The 16,662-nt window shown below is 70.2% G+C and carries 17 protein-coding genes and 2 pseudogenes; 8 read left to right on the forward strand and 11 right to left on the reverse strand.

The genetic code is table 11. The features are described 5' to 3' along the window. The 8 genes and pseudogenes from VHW64_RS14620 to VHW64_RS14655 all read right to left on the reverse strand — a co-directional run. Nucleotides 1-352, reverse strand: a pseudogene (locus VHW64_RS14620) (hypothetical protein); the annotation flags it as partial. Between the two features lie 72 nt (nt 353-424). Further along, nucleotides 425-1,645 carry an ABC transporter permease gene (locus VHW64_RS14625; RefSeq protein WP_329651304.1) on the reverse strand — a complete coding sequence of 407 codons (1,221 nt, stop codon included), beginning with the start codon at nt 1,643-1,645 and terminating at the stop codon, nt 425-427. Then, complete coding sequence (locus VHW64_RS14630) at nt 1,642-2,421, reverse strand: ABC transporter ATP-binding protein (RefSeq protein WP_329651305.1); 780 nt, start codon at nt 2,419-2,421, stop codon at nt 1,642-1,644. Before VHW64_RS14630 ends, VHW64_RS14625 begins: the two co-directional genes overlap by 4 nt. Then, nucleotides 2,414-3,607: a hypothetical protein gene (locus VHW64_RS14635; protein WP_329651306.1), complete on the reverse strand. Its 1,194-nt coding sequence runs from the start codon at nt 3,605-3,607 to the stop codon at nt 2,414-2,416. Before VHW64_RS14635 ends, VHW64_RS14630 begins: the two co-directional genes overlap by 8 nt. A 100-nt stretch (nt 3,608-3,707) precedes the next feature. Then, on the reverse strand, nt 3,708-4,142 hold the full coding sequence (locus VHW64_RS14640; RefSeq protein ID WP_329651307.1) for a hypothetical protein: 435 nt from the start codon (nt 4,140-4,142) through the stop codon (nt 3,708-3,710). A gap of 192 nt (nt 4,143-4,334) precedes the next feature. Further along, nucleotides 4,335-4,892: a hypothetical protein gene (locus VHW64_RS14645; RefSeq protein WP_329651308.1), complete on the reverse strand. Its 558-nt coding sequence runs from the start codon at nt 4,890-4,892 to the stop codon at nt 4,335-4,337. A gap of 56 nt (nt 4,893-4,948) precedes the next feature. Then, nucleotides 4,949-5,128 (reverse strand): hypothetical protein, encoded by a 180-nt coding sequence (locus tag VHW64_RS14650; protein ID WP_329651309.1) that lies wholly within the window; start codon nt 5,126-5,128, stop codon nt 4,949-4,951. 422 nt (nt 5,129-5,550) lie between these two features. Continuing rightward, entirely contained in the window at nt 5,551-5,991 is a 441-nt protein-coding gene (locus VHW64_RS14655) for a hypothetical protein (protein WP_329651310.1), read from the reverse strand. A gap of 290 nt (nt 5,992-6,281) precedes the next feature. Here VHW64_RS14655 and VHW64_RS14660 point away from each other — a divergent pair, with 290 nt between their 5' ends. Next, on the forward strand, nt 6,282-6,932 hold the full coding sequence (locus VHW64_RS14660; protein ID WP_329651311.1) for a response regulator transcription factor: 651 nt from the start codon (nt 6,282-6,284) through the stop codon (nt 6,930-6,932). Between the two features lie 35 nt (nt 6,933-6,967). Next, nucleotides 6,968-8,125 (forward strand): sensor histidine kinase, encoded by a 1,158-nt coding sequence (locus tag VHW64_RS14665; protein ID WP_329651312.1) that lies wholly within the window; start codon nt 6,968-6,970, stop codon nt 8,123-8,125. Between the two features lie 717 nt (nt 8,126-8,842). Here VHW64_RS14665 and VHW64_RS14670 read toward each other — a convergent pair. Then, nucleotides 8,843-9,049 carry a hypothetical protein gene (locus tag VHW64_RS14670; RefSeq protein ID WP_329651313.1) on the reverse strand — a complete coding sequence of 69 codons (207 nt, stop codon included), beginning with the start codon at nt 9,047-9,049 and terminating at the stop codon, nt 8,843-8,845. Nucleotides 9,050-9,455: 406 nt separating this feature from the next. Here VHW64_RS14670 and VHW64_RS14675 point away from each other — a divergent pair. After that, a pseudogene (locus tag VHW64_RS14675) lies at nt 9,456-9,761 on the forward strand (type II toxin-antitoxin system death-on-curing family toxin); the annotation flags it as partial. Here VHW64_RS14675 and VHW64_RS14680 read toward each other — a convergent pair. Together VHW64_RS14680 and VHW64_RS14685 are read right to left on the reverse strand one after the other, a co-directional pair. After that, nucleotides 9,715-10,485, reverse strand: coding sequence for a nuclease-related domain-containing protein (locus VHW64_RS14680; RefSeq protein WP_329651314.1), 771 nt, complete (start codon nt 10,483-10,485; stop codon nt 9,715-9,717). The pseudogene VHW64_RS14675 and the gene VHW64_RS14680 overlap by 47 nt on opposite strands. 220 nt (nt 10,486-10,705) lie before the next feature. After that, entirely contained in the window at nt 10,706-13,219 is a 2,514-nt protein-coding gene (locus VHW64_RS14685; RefSeq protein WP_329651315.1) for an FAD-dependent oxidoreductase, read from the reverse strand. Between the two features lie 67 nt (nt 13,220-13,286). On the opposite strand from VHW64_RS14685, the gene VHW64_RS14690 reads away from it, so the two are divergent. The 5 genes from VHW64_RS14690 to VHW64_RS14710 all read left to right on the forward strand — a co-directional run bounded on the left by VHW64_RS14690 (nt 13,287) and on the right by VHW64_RS14710 (nt 16,658). Continuing rightward, on the forward strand, nt 13,287-13,622 hold the full coding sequence (locus VHW64_RS14690; protein WP_329651316.1) for a cupin domain-containing protein: 336 nt from the start codon (nt 13,287-13,289) through the stop codon (nt 13,620-13,622). A gap of 107 nt (nt 13,623-13,729) precedes the next feature. Then, on the forward strand, nt 13,730-14,230 hold the full coding sequence (locus VHW64_RS14695; protein WP_329651317.1) for a sigma-70 family RNA polymerase sigma factor: 501 nt from the start codon (nt 13,730-13,732) through the stop codon (nt 14,228-14,230). Nucleotides 14,231-14,243: 13 nt separating this feature from the next. After that, nucleotides 14,244-15,299 carry a PASTA domain-containing protein gene (locus VHW64_RS14700; RefSeq protein ID WP_329651318.1) on the forward strand — a complete coding sequence of 352 codons (1,056 nt, stop codon included), beginning with the start codon at nt 14,244-14,246 and terminating at the stop codon, nt 15,297-15,299. A gap of 303 nt (nt 15,300-15,602) precedes the next feature. Continuing rightward, the gene (locus VHW64_RS14705; RefSeq protein ID WP_329651319.1) at nt 15,603-16,022 is read left to right on the forward strand and encodes a nuclear transport factor 2 family protein; all 420 of its coding nucleotides are present in this window, start codon (nt 15,603-15,605) and stop codon (nt 16,020-16,022) included. Nucleotides 16,023-16,031: 9 nt separating this feature from the next. After that, nucleotides 16,032-16,658, forward strand: coding sequence for a CG0192-related protein (locus VHW64_RS14710; RefSeq protein WP_329651320.1), 627 nt, complete (start codon nt 16,032-16,034; stop codon nt 16,656-16,658). Nucleotides 16,659-16,662 lie beyond the last annotated feature (4 nt).

Below are 16,662 nucleotides of genomic sequence, written 5' to 3' on the forward strand. Positions count from 1 at the left end.
ACCGAGTCTGGCCAGAGACCGGCCCTCGTGGAACGCAGGACGAACCACCAAAGAGGAGAGCGTCTTGCTTCCCGCTCTTCCTGGAGGTCGATGACGACCCACCCGTGCACGTGCCGCCCGCCTGAAGTTCGACCGCAGCGCGGATCTGCTCGACGGGAAAGCTTGCCGCGATCGCCACCCCGAGCTGACCCGCCGCAACCAGGCCAGCGATCTCCTCGATGGCGCCTGGGGAAGCGTTGGCGCCGTTCGCCGGCGTGATCCCGTCGATCTGGGAGGCAATGGTGGTGAATCGCTCGTCAGGCACGCCAAGTTCGCGTGCCGCCTGCGCGGTGTCCGCCCTGCGCAAGTCCATGACCGCAGTGACCCCAGCGGGAGCGAGCGCTCGGACCCGGCTGACCAGACCATCGCCATAGGTGACCGCCTCTCACATGCTCCAGAGGGCTTGGGTGGGTGACATGTGGGCGGCGCGGATGGCGGGCACGAGTCCGGCGAGGGCGCCGATGAGGAGCGCGGAGGCCAGGCCACCGACCCAGGCCAGTGGCGGGATGACGGTGGCCCAGTGCTGGGTGTGGGCATAGATAGCGGTCGCCGCCACGCCCAGTCCGACACCGGCGGCGCCGCCCAGCAGGGCCAGCAGCATGGCTTCGGTGAGGAACTGGATTCGGATGTGTCCCCTGGTGGCGCCTAGGGCGCGGCGGAGCCCGATTTCGGAGCGGCGTTCGAGGACGCCGATGAGCATGACGTTGCCGACGCCGATGGCGCCGACGAGCAGCGAGACCGCCCCGAGGCCGAGGAAGAGGCTGTTCAGGGCGCCCTTGGCTTCAGCGCGGGCGACAAGGGTGTCGGAGGGTTGGGCGACGGTGACTTCGTTGGGGTTTTCGGGGTTGGCGGTGGCGGCGAGCAGGTCGTGGACGGCGTTGACCTGGTCGGTCTCGGTGCGCAGGTAGATCTGGGAGGGGTTGCCGTCGAAGCCGAGGTACCTCTGTGCGGCGGGGTAGCCGATGAGCACGGCGGAGTCGATCTCGGGAGCGAGCACAGCCGGATTCAGGATGCCGGCCAGGTAGAACCACTGTCCACCGCCGGGCCCGACGAGCCAGATCCGTTCGCCGGACCAGAGGTCGTCGATGCCCATCCGGCTGGCGGCGGCGGCGCCGAGTACAGCGACCGGCTCTCGGGCGGTGGCGGTGTTCAGGTAGCGGCCTTGGGCCATCGTGATGCCGAGGGTGGCGGGCAGGGTCAGGCTGGTGGCCTGCACGGACAGGGCGTTGGTGTTGATGGTGGGGATCAGCGGGCTGCGGAAGGCGGTGATGTTGTTGAGGGCGCCGGTGTCGTCCACGGCGGTGACCCGTCCGATGCGGGCGATCATGCCGGGTGCGGCGGCCGGGAGCTCGGCGGTGTCGCCGGTCGGGGTCTGTCCGTTCGCGACGGTGAGCAGGTTGGTGCCCAGCTGGTCGATCTCGGCGAGTAGTCCGGCCTGCGAGGACGAGGAGAGGCCGAGCACGGCGACGATCGCGGCCACTCCGATCGCGATCCCGAGCGCGGACAGCCCGGCGCGCAGCTTGCGGGTGCGCATGCCCACGGCGGACAGCCTGGCCAGGTCGGCGGCTCGGATCCGCGGCGGGGTGAGCAGGTCGGGGGTGGTCATGGGCGTGCTCCTGCCCTGATCGTGGGGGCCGCGGTGTCGGTGACGATGCGCCCGTCGAGCATCTCGACCTGGCGCGGCATCCGCGCGGCGACATGCTCGTCGTGGGTGACCACCACGATGGTGGTGCCGGCGGCGTTCAGCTCCTCGAGCAGGTCTAGGAGTGCTTGTCCGGTGGCCTGGTCGAGGTTGCCGGTGGGCTCGTCGGCCAGCACGATCGCCGGGGAGCCCACCAGGGCGCGGGCGATCGCGACCCGCTGCCGTTGCCCGCCCGAGAGCTGGGTGGGCCGGGACTGCAACCGGTCCGGCAGGCCGACCGCCGCGAGCGCCTGCGCGGCGCGTTGTCGGCGCAAACGGATGGGTACGCCGGCGTAGAGCAGCCCGTCGGCGACGTTGTCGAGCACGCTGGCGTGCTCGGCGAGGAAGAACTGTTGGAACACAAACCCGACCCGGCCCGCGCGCAGGGCAGACAGCTGGCGGTCCGAGAGGCCCGCCAGGCCCAACCCGACGATCCGCACGGTGCCCGTGCTGGGCCGGTCCAGGCTGCCCATCACGTGTAGCAACGTGGTCTTCCCCGACCCCGACGGCCCCACCACCGCCACCAGTTCTCCAGCGGCCACGGTCAGACTGACCTCGCGCAGCGCGGTCACCGGCGGCGCGCTGGGGTAGCTCTTGGTCACCCCGTCGAGCTGCAGCACGACCGGCGGCCCGTCGGTCCCGACCGGGTCGGGGCCGTCGAGGCCGACCGGTTCTTGGGCGCTGGTGTCCCGGCTAGTCATTGCCGGGCACCACGACGCGCTGGCCGGCCGCCAGCCCGGAGCCGGAGACCTGGACCAGGCCCGCCGTGTCGTCGAAGACACCTGGGGTGACCGAGACCAGGTGGTGGGTGCCGTCGCCGGTGATCACCTCCACGGCGTACCCGCCGCTCGAGCGCGCGAGCAGCGCGGTCACGTCGACCGCCAGCACGTTTGACACCGTTCGGTCGGTGATCGCCACCTCCACCAGCGCCTGGTCCAGGCTGCCTGCGGCGTGCGGATGGAGGAGCCTGATCTTCACCGGCACCGTCGGCCCGCTTTCGGAGCCGCCGCCACCACTCCCGGTCTCCGCCGCGACGGTGGCGACGGTGCCCACCGAGGCGACTCGACCCGGCGTGCTGCTGCCATCGGGCAGGGTGATCGTGACCTGGTCACCGGCCTTGACTTCCGCTTTCAGGTCCGCCTCGAGCGCGAGGCTCACCGTCCGCACCGTGGAGCTCGCGGTCAGTACCGGACCGGTCGCAGGACCCCCGAGTTCGGCCTGCAGCGTGGTCACTCGCGCTGCCGTGGGCAGGAACACCACCTCACCCAGCCCGAGTCTGCCGGTCTGGTTCACGCCGAGGTGGTCCTGCAGCTTCTCGACTCCGGTCCGGGTGGCCCAGTTGAACTCGTCCCATGCCGGGCCCACATCATCAGTATCGACGTATCCCAGGGCGACCAGGTCGTGGTTGAGCTGCGCCACGTCTGCTCCGGTCACGTCCGCGGCTGTGGCGCCCTCGGCGAGCGTGCGGTAGGCGGGGGTCGAGCCGTACAGCAGCACCACCGGCGCCTGGTCGACCCGGAACAGCACCTGCCCGTTGCCGATCACCGTTCCGATCTTCGGCAGCCACGTCGCCGTTCCAGGCACCTGGCCCAGCACCGTGTAGGAGCCCGCATACCCCAGCGTGGCGTTGAACTGGGTTCGGGTCGACAACGACTGACGCGTCACGGACGCCAGCGCGGTCGCCGACCCGTTGCCGCTCGAGCGGTTGGCGCCCCCGCCGCCCGCGAACACGCCACTGACCGCCGCCGCCACGACGCCGGCCGCGATCAACACGAACACCGCGACCAGGAGCACCACGCGGCGCCGGCCTCGTGATGTCCCGGCGTCGTCGAACCCCACACCCCGCCTGGTCGCCCGACTGCTCGCCGGCGACGTCCCGTCAGTCATCGCGTCTCCTTCACGGTCGTTCGGCTCCTGGTTGCGCGGCCGCTCGACGTTCCCGGCTCGCCTTCAGCCGCCCTCACCTCAGCTCGTGTGCCGATGCGTGTCACGGCGAGACCGCCGCCGGCAGCCCGGGCAGTCCGGGCATCAGGTGCGAGCACGCGTTGCCCTTGGCCCAGACCTGCGGCGAATACGGGTCAAAGCCGAGCTTGCTGATGCTGATCCCGAAGACCGGACGCCCCTGGGGATCGACGCTCGGATCGGGCCAGTTCGGCACCCCTTGCGAGCGCATGCACCTGGCGAAGCTCCGCTCCTCGTCCAGCACCTGGTGGACCAGCGCCTGGGGGCAGTTGGCTGCCTCCATGCATTGTTGGACCGAGTCGGCGTTGATCGCGACGCCAGCGTTGGGGAGCAGATGCTGGCAGGCTTGCTCGGCCACCCGAAGCTGGGAACTGCTGACCCCGAGGCTGCGTGCGTCAGCTTTGGGGAGCTGGCCGGTCCTGTCGGGGTCGGGGTAGTCCGGCACCCCGCGGGTGCGCACGCAGGCCGAGTAGGCGACAGCTGACGTATGGCCAGCGGAGCCTCCCGCCTCCGGTGAGTCGCCGGATCCGGTGGACGATGGGCTGCCCCCGCAGCCCGTCAGGACCAGGACTGCCACGGCGAGGAGAGCGGACCCGGAGATACCGGGTCCACGCATCCGACGTGCTGTGTCAACGTTGTTCACGGAGACCTCTCACGTGGTGGGCAGGTTCGGCACCGAGCTGCCGACGAGTTGCCTGCAGGCGGCTTCCTCGGCGAGGGCCTGCGGCGTGTTGGCGGATCGTGGGTCCATGCCGGCACCGCTCAGATCGAACACGGGACGGCCACCCTTGGCGCTGATGACCGGATCGGGCCAGTTCGGCACCCCGTGGGCGCGGAGGCATTGGGCCCATTGGCGCTCGATGGCCAACAGCTGCTGGACCAGCGCCTGCGGACATTCGCCAAACAGCACGCACCGCTGGGTCTGTTGTTGCAGCGAACCGTCAGTGGGTAGGAGCGGTCGGCAGGTCCGCTCCGCCACCTGGAACAGCGCTGGGCTGACCCCGAGCTGGCGCGGGTCGGCCCGGCCGGGCATTCCCTTGATGTCCGGGTCGGGGTAGCTCGGCACCCCGTGGCCACGCATGCAGGCCGAGAAGGCGATCGCCGACGGCGACATCGATCCCGTTGCCGACGTGCCCCCGGCGTCGGTCGAGGCCGGGCCGGGACCGCAACCAGCCAGAACCAGCACGGTTGCGGCGATGGCCGCGGCCACTCGCAGAACATGGCTGCGGGCGCCCGGCCGGGTGGCGTCGGTGTTCCTCGGGCTCCTCATCCCATCAGGACCGGCACCGAGGCACCGACCACGTGCTCGCACTCGGTGGCCTTCGAGGTGAACTGCGACGAGTGCGTGTCCGCGTGGGTGAGGCCGGCTCCACTGGCGGGGAAGTAGGGGGCGCCGTCGGCACCGATCCTGGGGTCGGGGAAGTTCGGCACACCGTGGGAGCGCATGCACGCAGCGAATTCTCTTTGCCGGGTCAGCGCCTGCTGTACCAGAGTCTGGGGACAGTCGCCGGCCAGCACACACTGCTGGAACTGCTGCTGAAACGAGCCGCCGGCACTGGGGAGCAGGTGTTGGCACGACTGTTGAGCGGTTTGGAGAGCAGCGGTGCTGACACCCAGTTGCTGCGCGCTGGTCTTGGGGAGCTGACCGTTGCTGTCCGGGTCGGGATAGCTCGGCACCCCGTGGGCACGCATGCAGCCCGAGTACGCGACGGCCGAGCCGGGGCCCGTGGAACCTCCCGAAGGTGAGGGACCAAGGGACCCGGAGGGCCGGCTGCCATCGCAGGCCGCCAGAAGCAGCACCGAGCCAACCACCAGAGCCACGGCGACCGGGACGGGCCGGCGCGTGTTCATCGACGCCGCACGACGGTTCATGGCAGTGGAAGTCCTTCGTACCCGGTCAGCCGGACGCATTCCTGAACCTCGTTCAGAACCTTGTTCGAGTGATGGTCGATACCGGCTTGCTCGTAGAGGAAGTGGGGCGCCGGCGGATGCCCCCCCAGCGAGGTGGTCACCGGGTCCGGCCAGTTCGGCTCGCCGTGGGAGCGCAAGCAGCCGGCAAGGGTCCGCAGGCCGCTCATCCACGTCTGCACCACGGCCTGGGAGCATGTGCCGTCCTCCGCGCACTGCAGCTCTTGTTGCTGCTCGGCTGTGTCGCCGCCGGCCAGCGGGAGCAGATGGACGCAGGCCCGCCGGGCTGACTCGTATGTAGACGTGCTGACCCCGAGCTGCCCTGCTGACTCCTTGCCGACGACCGCGTCAGGATGAGCCGGGTCGGGATCAGGGAAACTCGGGATGTTGTGCGCGCGCATGCAGGCCGAGTAGGCGACGTACGACGGGGAGCTCGTCGACCCACCCGCGCTCGGCGATCCCCCGGAACATGCGGCGACCAGCAATCCCACCACGACGAGCGCAGCCGCGACCGGAGTAGGCCGCAGCCGTGCCCACCACGGCCGACGTAGGACGCCCCGACGATTCCGCATCATTCCTCCGACCTGCTGAACACGACCTGCATCGAGGACAGGTCTAGTGCGGAGCCCATGACAGGAGCCGAACAGCGGCTGTTAGGCGGATGTCATCCGGGCCGGCGCACAATGTGCAGGTGCGAGTGTTGGTCGTGGAGGATCACGTCGCGCTGGCCAACCGAATCGGTGAGGGTCTGCGGGACGCCGGCTTCGCCGTCGACGTGGTCTACGACGGCGGGGCTGCGCTACAGAACACGACGAGCACCGAGTACGACGTGGTCGTACTCGACCGCGACCTCCCTCGTGTCCACGGCGACCAGGTCTGCCGTCGGCTGGTGCGCGGCGGCTCGGCGGTCCGCATCCTGATGCTCACCGCGGCCGCCCACGTGGAGGACCGCGTCGACGGCCTGGAGCTCGGCGCGGATGACTATCTCACCAAGCCGTTCGCGTTCAGCGAGCTCGTCGCGCGCATCCGCGCTCTGGCCCGGCGCGGATCCGAGTCGCCCGCCGTGGTCCAACTCGGCGATCTAATGGTCGACCGTGCGCGGCACCGGGCCAGTCGCGCGGGGCTCCCGCTGACCTTGACCCGCAAGGAGTTCGGTGTGCTGGAGTTCCTGGCGGGCGCCGACGGCGCGACGGTGAGCGCCGAGGAGCTGCTCGAGCATGTCTGGGACGAGCACGCCGACCCATTCAGCAACACCGTCGCGGTCACCGTCGGCCGGCTGCGTCGGAAGCTCGGCGACCCACCGCTGATCGAGACCGTCGTCGGCGTCGGCTACCGGCTGTGATCACCCACCTCAGCGCCCGAGCACGGCTGACCCTCGTGTACACCTCGCTGTTCGCGGTCGGCGGGGCAGCACTGGTGCTGACCACCTACCTCCTCGTGGCGCACAGCCTGCAGGAGGTCACCAGCGTCGGGACCCCATCGTTGAATCAGGAGTCGATGCAGTCGTGCACCGAAGCGGCACAGGCCCGAGGCGACCCCGACCCCAAAGGAGAGTGCGCGAAGCTGTTCACCAGCGGCGTCAAGGCCGGAGCGGCCGCCCAACGCGGCACCACCCTCACCCACCTGCTGACCTACTCGCTGCTCGGCCTCGCCGGCGTCACGCTGCTCGCGGCCATCGCGGGCTGGATCGTCGCCGGCCGCATCCTGCGCCCGGTGCACCGGCTCACCGCAGCCGCCCGCGCGGCCAGTGAACACAACCTCTCCCAGCGGATCGCACTCCAGGGCCCCCGCGACGAGCTGCGGGAGCTCGCCGACACCTTCGACACCATGCTCGAGCGGCTCGAGGGCGCGTTCACCAGCCAACAGCAGTTCATAGCCAACGCCAGCCATGAGCTGCGCACACCGCTCACCGTGATGCGCACCGCGCTCGATGTCGTGCTCGCCAAGCAGGAACCGACACGCGAGGAGCTGATCGCGATGAGCTCCGAAGTCCGCCAAGCCGTCGACCATGCCCAACTGCTCATCGAAGCGCTCCTCGTACTCGCACGCAACGACCAAGCACGAGTCCTCACCGACCCACTCGATCTGGCCGCCGTCGTTGAAGACGCACTCGAGGGACGCGCCGCCCAAGACATCACCACCATCACCACGCTCGGCGAAGCCCCAGTGACCGGTGACAGTGTGCTGCTCGAACGGCTCGTGACCAACCTTCTCGACAACGCGGATCGCTACAACTCCGCAGGCGGCACCGTCACACTCTCCACCAGCACCCACGACGGAGCCGCCGCCCTGCGCATCGTCAACACCGGACCCGTCATCCCCGCCGACATGGTCGAGCGCCTGTTCCACCCGTTCACCAGGCTCGACGACCGCACCCGCCACGACGGCTTCGGGCTCGGCCTCACCCTCGTCTCATCGATCACCTCGGTCCACGGCGGCACCATCGACGCGACCGCGATCCCCACCGGCGGGCTCGACATCACCATCCGCCTCCCCCGCCGCGACCAAGGCGTCGCACCCACGTCAACTGGCTGACAACCATGCCGCCCGCCGTGCGGACTCGGTGGTCGATGACACGCGCATGCGCCACGGGCGCGACCAGGAGTCCGTACACGTGAGCCCCCAAACAGGGAAACCCTTCAATCTTCGGTGGCCCCTGGTCCGCATGATCGAGGAGCCCTGCCCAGACACGGCCACGCCAGACTCAATCGGGGAGTCGATCGACGGCCTCACCGGCGAGCAATCCGTGACCCCGAGAGGGGCCGCCAGGACTCACCGTCACTGCCCTTGAACGCACGCCGCCGGTCAGGCGATCTTGGGTGCAGTCATACCGCGTCAGCACCCACGGTCATACCGCCGCCTGGCGACCGGGTTACTGAGGACAAGTTGGATCAGCCGGCGTGGCCCTTGTCCTAGCGCTGTGCGGCGTTTGTTGACCGAGACGTCCTGGGTACTGGCAGACCCCTCAGCCACGGCCACGTCGTGACTAGCCGCCTGCCGCCGCGGCGGAAGCTTCCGTCGCGGCGTGACGAGCGGTGAGACCGGTCCGGCGAGGATGCGCACTGGCGACCTCGGAGCCTCGGAGCCAGCCCTACGATGCTGCCGTGAAGGGCCTCGAGGCGCTGGACGCGGGACTGGGTGCAGGCACGTACGGCGACATCGCCAGCGTCATGGTCGGGCGCTCGGACCAGGTGGTGTACGAGCGCTATCTCGATGAGGAGCCGAGGGCCCTGTGCAACACCCGCCACCAAGTCAGTCGCAAGCATGCTGACCGGGATCGACATCGACCGCGGCCTCCTGCGCTCTGTCGACGATCTCGTGCTGCCCCACTTTCCCGAGTTCGAGTTGGAGGCGCGCCGCGCCAACGGAGCAGATGACGATCGAGGACCTCCTCACGATGAGATCCTGTCTGGAGTGCGACGACTCGAACCCGTTCTCGGCCGGGAACGAGGAGCGCATGTATCCACGCGAGGATTGGTGCGGTTCGCGCTCGACCTGCCGGTCCGCGGCTTCCGCTCCTGGGTCGCCAAACCCGAGGAGTCGCCGTACGGCCGGTCGTTCAGCTACTGCACTGCCGGCGACGTGCTTCTCGGTGCCCTCCTCGAGCGCGCGGCGGGAGAGCCACTGCTCGACTTCGCGACCCGAGAGCCTTCGCGCCGTGGGCGTCCAGCGTGCGCAGTGGCGGACGGCCCCATGCGGCCACACCTCCACCGCCGAGGCCGCTTCTCAGCAGCCGGAGCGTGCTCGCCCTGGGCACCCTCTACCTGGCGGGAGTGTCGAGGGTGTCACAAGTGAGACCATCAGGCTCTGGCGAGGACGCTGCGGCTGACGGACGAGGAGACCTGACGTCTCGGTCCGGGACCACGGCCTGTTGGAATCAGCACTGGCTCGTCCGCAGGCGATGGCCTTCGGAGCGGATGCCTATTCGAGTCTCGGTCGAAAGGCCGCCGCGCTCCTCCACTCGCTGGCGCGCAACCACGCCCTGGTCGGCGGCAACAAGCGCCTCGCTCTAGCGGCCACGATCACGTTCCTCGGACTCAACGGGCGCCGCCTCACGCTCACCAACGACGAGGCCTACACGCTCGTCATGGACATCGCCTCACGAGAGCTCGATGACGCGTCGATCACCGACGAGCGGATCGAGGCTGGAACCAAGCCCTGGCACCACTGACCACACCGCGACCGGCAACCCGAGTTCCGTCCTTCAGCCCTGCGACCAGCGGTTCTGGAGCAAGGCTCGGGCGAGGTCGGCGGTCTCCGCTGGTCCAAGCACGGCGGGCAGCTTCGGCGACCTGCTGGACTCTTGCCGAGGCGATTGTCTGGGGGCGGGCGCGGAGCCATCCCACTAGGTCATCGCCGTGCACGTAGGCGCATCGCTGTTCGACGACGCGCTGCGGAAACGGTGACCACAGGACCATCACTGGAGTGACCCAGGTGTTGATGCGACTGGTGTCCAGGATCTGATCGTGTGTCTGGCGAGCCAGGCTCAGCACATGTCCGGTGCCGGTGTGGTGATAGGCAAGGTCGGGATCGTCGATGCTACGGACGGTCATCCCGGTGTCGTCGACCGTGACCGAGCCGCCGAGCCGTTTCGAGTCGAGCAAGTACACGCCCGTGGGTCCGACGACGACGTGGTCGATGTTGCCGACACGGGCGGACAGGTCGTGAAGGACGATCCATCCTTCGCGTTCGAGAGGCTTGAGCGCACGAGCCGTGTCTCTTTCGCCCCAAGCGCCGCTCTGCCAGTTCTCAATCCGAGGAGGAGGACTGATCCTGAATATCGCCCAGAAGGTAAGGGCTGCCCCAGCCAGCAATCCGAGGAGCCAACCCTGGGACTTCCAATGCTGAGCGGCGAAGAAGGTGCCACACACAAGGGCAGCGCAGATCAGCGCCACGCTGGCGAAGAGCGTCCGGTACCGCTTGCGCCACGACCGAGTGAGTTCCTCGTACTTGTGCTGGGCGGAGGCCCCAGCGACGTTCTCCCGAGTTCGCATATGCCGAGGATCGCCCAATGTGCAGCAGCTTGGAGGTCGTTCCGCAAATCCGAGCCGCGCCCGTCAGCTGCCGCAGAGGCGGCCTCGTAAGCGAGTTGCCGATGGGGGATAGCCGACGGCCTCAGCAGAGGATGCGGGTGCGCTGGGGGTCGAAGAGCGGCTTGAGCGAGACCGTCGCCGGGACGCGGGTGCCGGCGACGTCGATCTCGAAGGTGCCGGCGGCGATGTCGGCGGGGGTGATCGGATCGTCGCGGCGCAGCTCGGCGATGCCGCAGGAGGCGCCGAGGGAGTGGCCGAAGCCTCCGGCGCGCACCAGGCCGAGCGGCTTGTCGTCCCAGTATACCGGCTCGTCGCCGATCAGGTCGTGGTCCGGTGAGCCGAGGAGCACGTTGACCAGTCGCTTGGCCGGGGGACCGGCCTCCTTCTGCTTCAGCAGCGCGTCGCGGCCGACGAAGCCGCCGGGCTTGTCCCAGGAGACGGCGAAGCCGAGACCGGCCTCGAGCGGGGTGTCGGTGGAGTCGATGTCGTGGCCCATGTCGCGGTAGGCCTTCTCCAGGCGCATCGTGCTCAGGGCGTCGACGCCGGTGGGGCGGAAGCCGAGGTCGGCGCCGGCCTCGCGGAGCTGGTCGTAGAGGGTGGAGCCGAACTCGGTGGGCACCAGGAGGTCCCAGCCCAGCTCGCCGACGTACGTCACGCGCAGCGCCCAGAGCGGGGTGTACCCGAGCTCGACCTTCTGGGCGGTGAGGTAGGGGAAGGCGTCGTTGGACCAGTCGTCGGGGCTGAGCCGCTGGAGCAGCTCGCGCGACCTCGGGCCCTGCACCGAGAGCAGCGACTGGCCGCTGGTCACGTCGGTGACCGTGACGAACTCACCGTCCCGGGTCTGCCGCCGGAGCCACGCGGAGATCCGGCGGTGGATGTTGTCGCCGCCGACCACGACGTACTGGTCGTCGGCCAGGCGGGTCACGGTGACGTCGGCGATGATGCCGCCGCGGTCGTCGAGCCACTGGGTGTAGACGATCCGGCCGACCGCGGTGTCGATGTCGTTGGCGCACACGCGGTTGAGCACGGTCGTCGCGTGCGGGCCTCGCACGAGGTGGTGCGACATCAGGGACATGTCGAAGATCGCGAAGCTCTCGCGAGCGTGCCGGTGCTCCTCGCCGGTCCTCTCGAAGGCCTCACCCCTGGCGTAGCCCCACTCGACGGTCGGGGTGACACCCGGGCCGGCGAAGTACGCCGGGTACTCCCAGCCGCTCGTGGTCGCGAAGTGCGCACCGTCCGCGACGTGTTGGGGGTGGTACGGCGAGCGGCGGACGCCCCGCCCGTGCATGTTCTGCGCATTGGGCCACGACAGGTTGTTGAGCAGGAAGCCGAGTCGCTCCACGGTCCGCTCCTGGCGGAAGAGCCGCGTCGCCTGGAACTCGTGCGCCCGGTCGACGCCGACGGACGTCAGGTCGATCGGGGGGTGCTCCTCGATGAGCCACTGCGCCATCACGTTCCCCAGGCCCCCGCCGGACAGGATGCCGACGGAGTTCAGACCGCAGGCGAGGTAGAGGCCGTCGACCTCCGGCGACTCGCCCAACATCGGAGAGAGATCGTCGGTGAAGCTCTCCGGTCCGCAGAAGAGCGTGCGGATGCCGGCGTCCTCCAGAGCGGGGAAGCGTCGCATCGCGACCTCCAGGAACGGCGCGAGCCGGTCCCAGTCGGGCGGGAGCACGGCGAACGCGCTCTCGCGCGGCGTACCGTCCAGCGACCAGGCCTTGCCGACCGGCTCGAACATCCCGACCAGGAGGCCGCCGCCCTCCTCGCGGTAGTAGCCGTAGGCCTCCGGCTCCTCGATCACCGGCACCGACTCGGCGGTGATGCCGGCGATCGGCTCGGTCAGGAGGTAGTAGTGCTCGGCTGCCTGGAGCGGCACGGTGACGCCCGCCTTGGCCGCCAGCTCGCGCCCCCACAGGCCCGCGGCGAGCACGACCTTCTCGCAGTCGATGTCGCCGCGCTCGGTGCGGACGCCGGTGACCCGCGTGCCGTCGAGCACGAAGCCGGTGACCTCGGTCTCCTCGAAGATCCGGACGCCTCGCTGCCGCGCCCCCTTGGCCAGCGACATGGTCACGTCGACCGGGTTGGCGCGCCCCTCGTCCGGCGTCCAGAAGCCGTGGATGACGTCGTCGGTGCGCATCATCGGCACCATCTCCGCGACCTCGCCGGGAGACAGCACCTCCTTGGTCATGCCGACCGAGCGCATGTACGCCGTCTCGCGGCGGTAGGCCTCGTCCCGGCGTTCGGTGGTGGCCAGCTGGAGGTAGCCACACGTCCGGAAGCCCGTCGAGAGACCGGTCTCCGCCTCGAGCTTGGCGTAGAGCTCCGCGGAGTAGCGCGCCATCCAGAGGGCGTCCTCGGTCGTGCCGCCGGACACCACCTCGCCGGCCGCGTGCCAGGTCGTCCCGGACGTGAGCTGCTTGCGCTCCAGAAGCACCACATCGGAAGCACCGTGCAGGGCGAGGTGGTAGGCGATCGACGTCCCGATGACGCCACCGCCCACGACGACGTACTGCGCGCGGCTGGGCAGGTCGCCGGGGGAGGAGGTCTCGCCGGCCTTGGCCGCGGCGGGGTTGATGGCGGTGAAGTCGAGCGACATGGCAGCACCCTGTCATTGTCTGAATGGTCATTCAACCCATCCGCCCGGCTCCCTACGATGTCCTGTCATGGAGATCCTCGCGGGGGCAGGCACCCACGTCGCGACCACGAGCAGCCACTGGCAGGAGCACCTCGAGGTGCCCGACCTCAGCTGCGGCACCTACTCGCTGCCCGCCGGCGGCACGGATACGCAGTCACCGCACACCGAGGACGAGATCTACGTCGTCACCCGCGGCCGGGCGACGCTCTGGACGCCGAGCGCTTCTGCCCAGCTGGGCCCCGGCGATGTCGCCTTCGTCCCGGCAGGTGAGGAGCACCGCTTCGTCGACATCGTCGAGGACCTCGCGGTCCTCGTCGTCTTCGGTCCGGCGGAGTACTCCCGCGCCCCGGAGGATCGCGCCTGACCGGTGCCGGACACACCCTCGACCAGGAAGGTGCGCACACCCACCCGTGGACGGCAACCCGTCTGAAGGGAACCGCAGAGCACACTCAGGTCGTCAATCCCAGTGCCATGGACCGTGATGCCGCCTTCAGCGAGTACGCCGCCGCGCGGTGGCGCGTGCTGGTGCGGGCGGGCGTCCTCCTCGGCTGCGACCCCGCCGCCGCCGAGGACCTCGCTCAGCTGACGCTGCTCCGCTGCTACGTCAAGTGGCCGCACGTGGAGCGGGCGGCGGATCGTCATGCCTACGTCGCCCGGATCCAGCTGAACCTGCTGCGGACCGCACGCCGGCGGCGCTGGTCGGGTGAGCGCCCCACCGAGCTGCCCGATCTCCCGACGGCCGACCCCGCGACGCGGCTTGACGACGCGGATGCGCTGGCGCGCGCCCTGGCGAGCCTGCCCGCGGCGCAACGCCAGGCCGTCGTTCTGCGCTTCTACCTCCAGCTCTCGGAACGCCAGATCGCCGAGGTCGCCCGGGTCGCTCCCGGCACGGTCAAGAGCCGCCTGTCGCGAGCGCTGACGGCACTGGCCGCCCATCCGGGACTCGCCGCCCTCCGGGAAGGACCGCCATGAACGAGGACACGCCATGACCGAGGACCGGATGACCGAGCTCCTGGAGCGGACCGCGAGCCGGATCCCTGCGTCGGACCCGCCGCTCGGCGCGCTGCTGCGCGACGGCCGCCGCGGGCTGCGGCGCCGCCGGGTCGGGGTCGTGGCCGCGTCGGTGGTGGTGGTGGTCGTCGTGGCCGGCGTAGGCACCGCCCTGATCTCCGGCGGACACCGCGACAACGCTCCGTCGGTGGAGCCCGGGCCACCGCCACCGCCTCCGCCGGCAGGAACCCGGTGGGCCGGCATCGGCCGGACGGTGGTCGCCGTTCCCCGCGGATGGTCGATGTGGCCGGGGCTGTACTGCTCGAGCAACGACGGGCACGACCACGTCACGATCGTGGAGGCCGGGGTCACGGTCGGGTGCTACCCGAACGAGGGAAGTCTGCCGCCGACCGAGGTCGTGGCCCTGGAGGAGCGGGACGGCACCTTCCAGGTGCAGGTCGACGCCTCCCCGGGCTCCCACTCGACCCATGCGGTCGCGCTGCAACGGCGCGTCGAGGCCAGCCGTACGACGCTCTCGACGGGCTGGCTGGCGGTGCCCCTGGCCGCGTCCGCCGAGGGGGTGGGGGCATCGACCGCCGACGCGGAGGCCTCGGCCCTCCGGGCGGCCGGGCTCCGCGTCAGCCGCGTCCAGGAACCGGCCTGGGATCCGGGGCCGCAGGTGCGGACGGTCCCGGCGGTGGGCACGCCGGTCAAGGAGGGCAGCACGGTCATCGTGTACGAACGGGTCACGCCGCCGGCGTCGGCGAGCATGGCGGGTCGCCTGCTCTGGGTGGGTGGGCCGAGTGCCGTCGACCCGGCGCCCCATGCCGGGACGGTGCACGTCGTGGGGGACGGGCTCGACGAGTACGTCGCCGTCCACCGTGGCGGCCGCTGGTCCTTCCAGGGACCCGCCGGCACCTACGCCGTGACCGCGAGCTCGCCGGGCTACCTCTCCGCGGCCGGCGTGCCCGACTCGTGCCGGGCCGACCATCGGGTGCGGATGCGGTGGACCAGGCCCGCGAACGTCGACGTCTACTGCCAGCTGAGGTAGCCCTGGTCTCGCGAGATGGAGATCGAGCCGGGGGAGGTCACCGGCCATGCGCTCGACCAGCTCCACGCGCACGTCGAAGGAGGCAGCGGAGCTGCCGGAGGCGAACCCGTGGCCCGACCAGCGTCGAGCAGGGCGCCGGGTCGCCGCACGGCTTCTATGTCGGGCTGGGCCTGGTCACCGGTGAGTACGCAGCGTGGAGCGAGGAGATCCTCGCCCCCACCCCTGAACCGCACCCTGCTCAACACTGCGAACCGGCGTATGACGAGGCGTGGTGGGGTCGGGAACGGCGTAGTCTCGCGGGGCATGGACGACGAGCGGGAGTTCCTGGACTGGTTCGCCACGACCTGGCTCCTGGCCGAGGAGGCGCTGCACGACGGGGATGCCGGCCCGCGGTTCGAGACCTGGTCGACCAACGCGCCGGTCACGCTCTACGGCGCCTGGCTGAATGCGACGAACGTCCAGCAGGCGCACGAGGTCTTCCGGTCTCTGGAGCGGTCACTCTCCGACTTCGTCGACGAGCAGATCGACCTGATTGCGCACGGCGTGAGTGGGGATCTCGCGTACACGGTGCACCGTGAGCACACCCGGACCACGGTCCGTGGCGAGGTCAGCGACTACGTCCTGCGTACGACCCAGGTCTACCGCCGCGAGGACGGGACCTGGAAGGTCGTCCACCGGCACGCTGATCCCGACCCCTCGCCGACCGAGGGCGGGAGTCCCTAGGCTGCGCGCATGGGTCTTGTGCACGCCACCGCCGACATCGTCCCGTCCAAGCAGGAGCTGGTCGAGGCCTGGCTGCCGTCTCGGCCGTGGGCCGGCGGCGCGACCCAGGTGAAGGTGCTCTCGGGCTACCGCTTCGACGACCCCGAGGGTGAGGTCGGCGTCGAGACCATCGTCTGGCAGACGCCCGACGGCGTGCTGCTCCAGGTGCCCCTCACCTATCGCGCCGCGCCGCTGGCCGGCGCCGGGGAGCACCTGATCAGCACGATGGAGCACACCGTCCTCGGGCCACGCTGGGTCTACGACGGGTGCGCCGACCCGGTCTGGGCGGCCGCGATCGCCAGCACGATCCTGACCGGCGGCACCCAGGCGGAGGTGGTGATCGAGCGGGACGGCGAGCTGGTCGCGCTGCCCGCCCGCCTGCCGGTCCGGGGCTCGGGCTCGGCGGACGCCGTCGTACCCGAGGTGAGGAGTGTCGACTCGCTCAGCGACGACGGACCGGTCACGGTCGTGACAGCCGGCCCGGTCGCGATCCACCTCGCGCGAGTCGTGGGCACGCCGTTGCCCGGCGACGCGACGCTCTCCGGCAGCGCCAAGGGCCAGGACCTCGGCGTCCTGGCCGCCCTCACCCTGGGCTGAGAAG

Origin of the sequence: Nocardioides sp. (genome assembly GCF_036267815.1) — a bacterium.
Taxonomy (GTDB): Bacteria; Actinomycetota; Actinomycetes; order Propionibacteriales; family Nocardioidaceae; genus Nocardioides.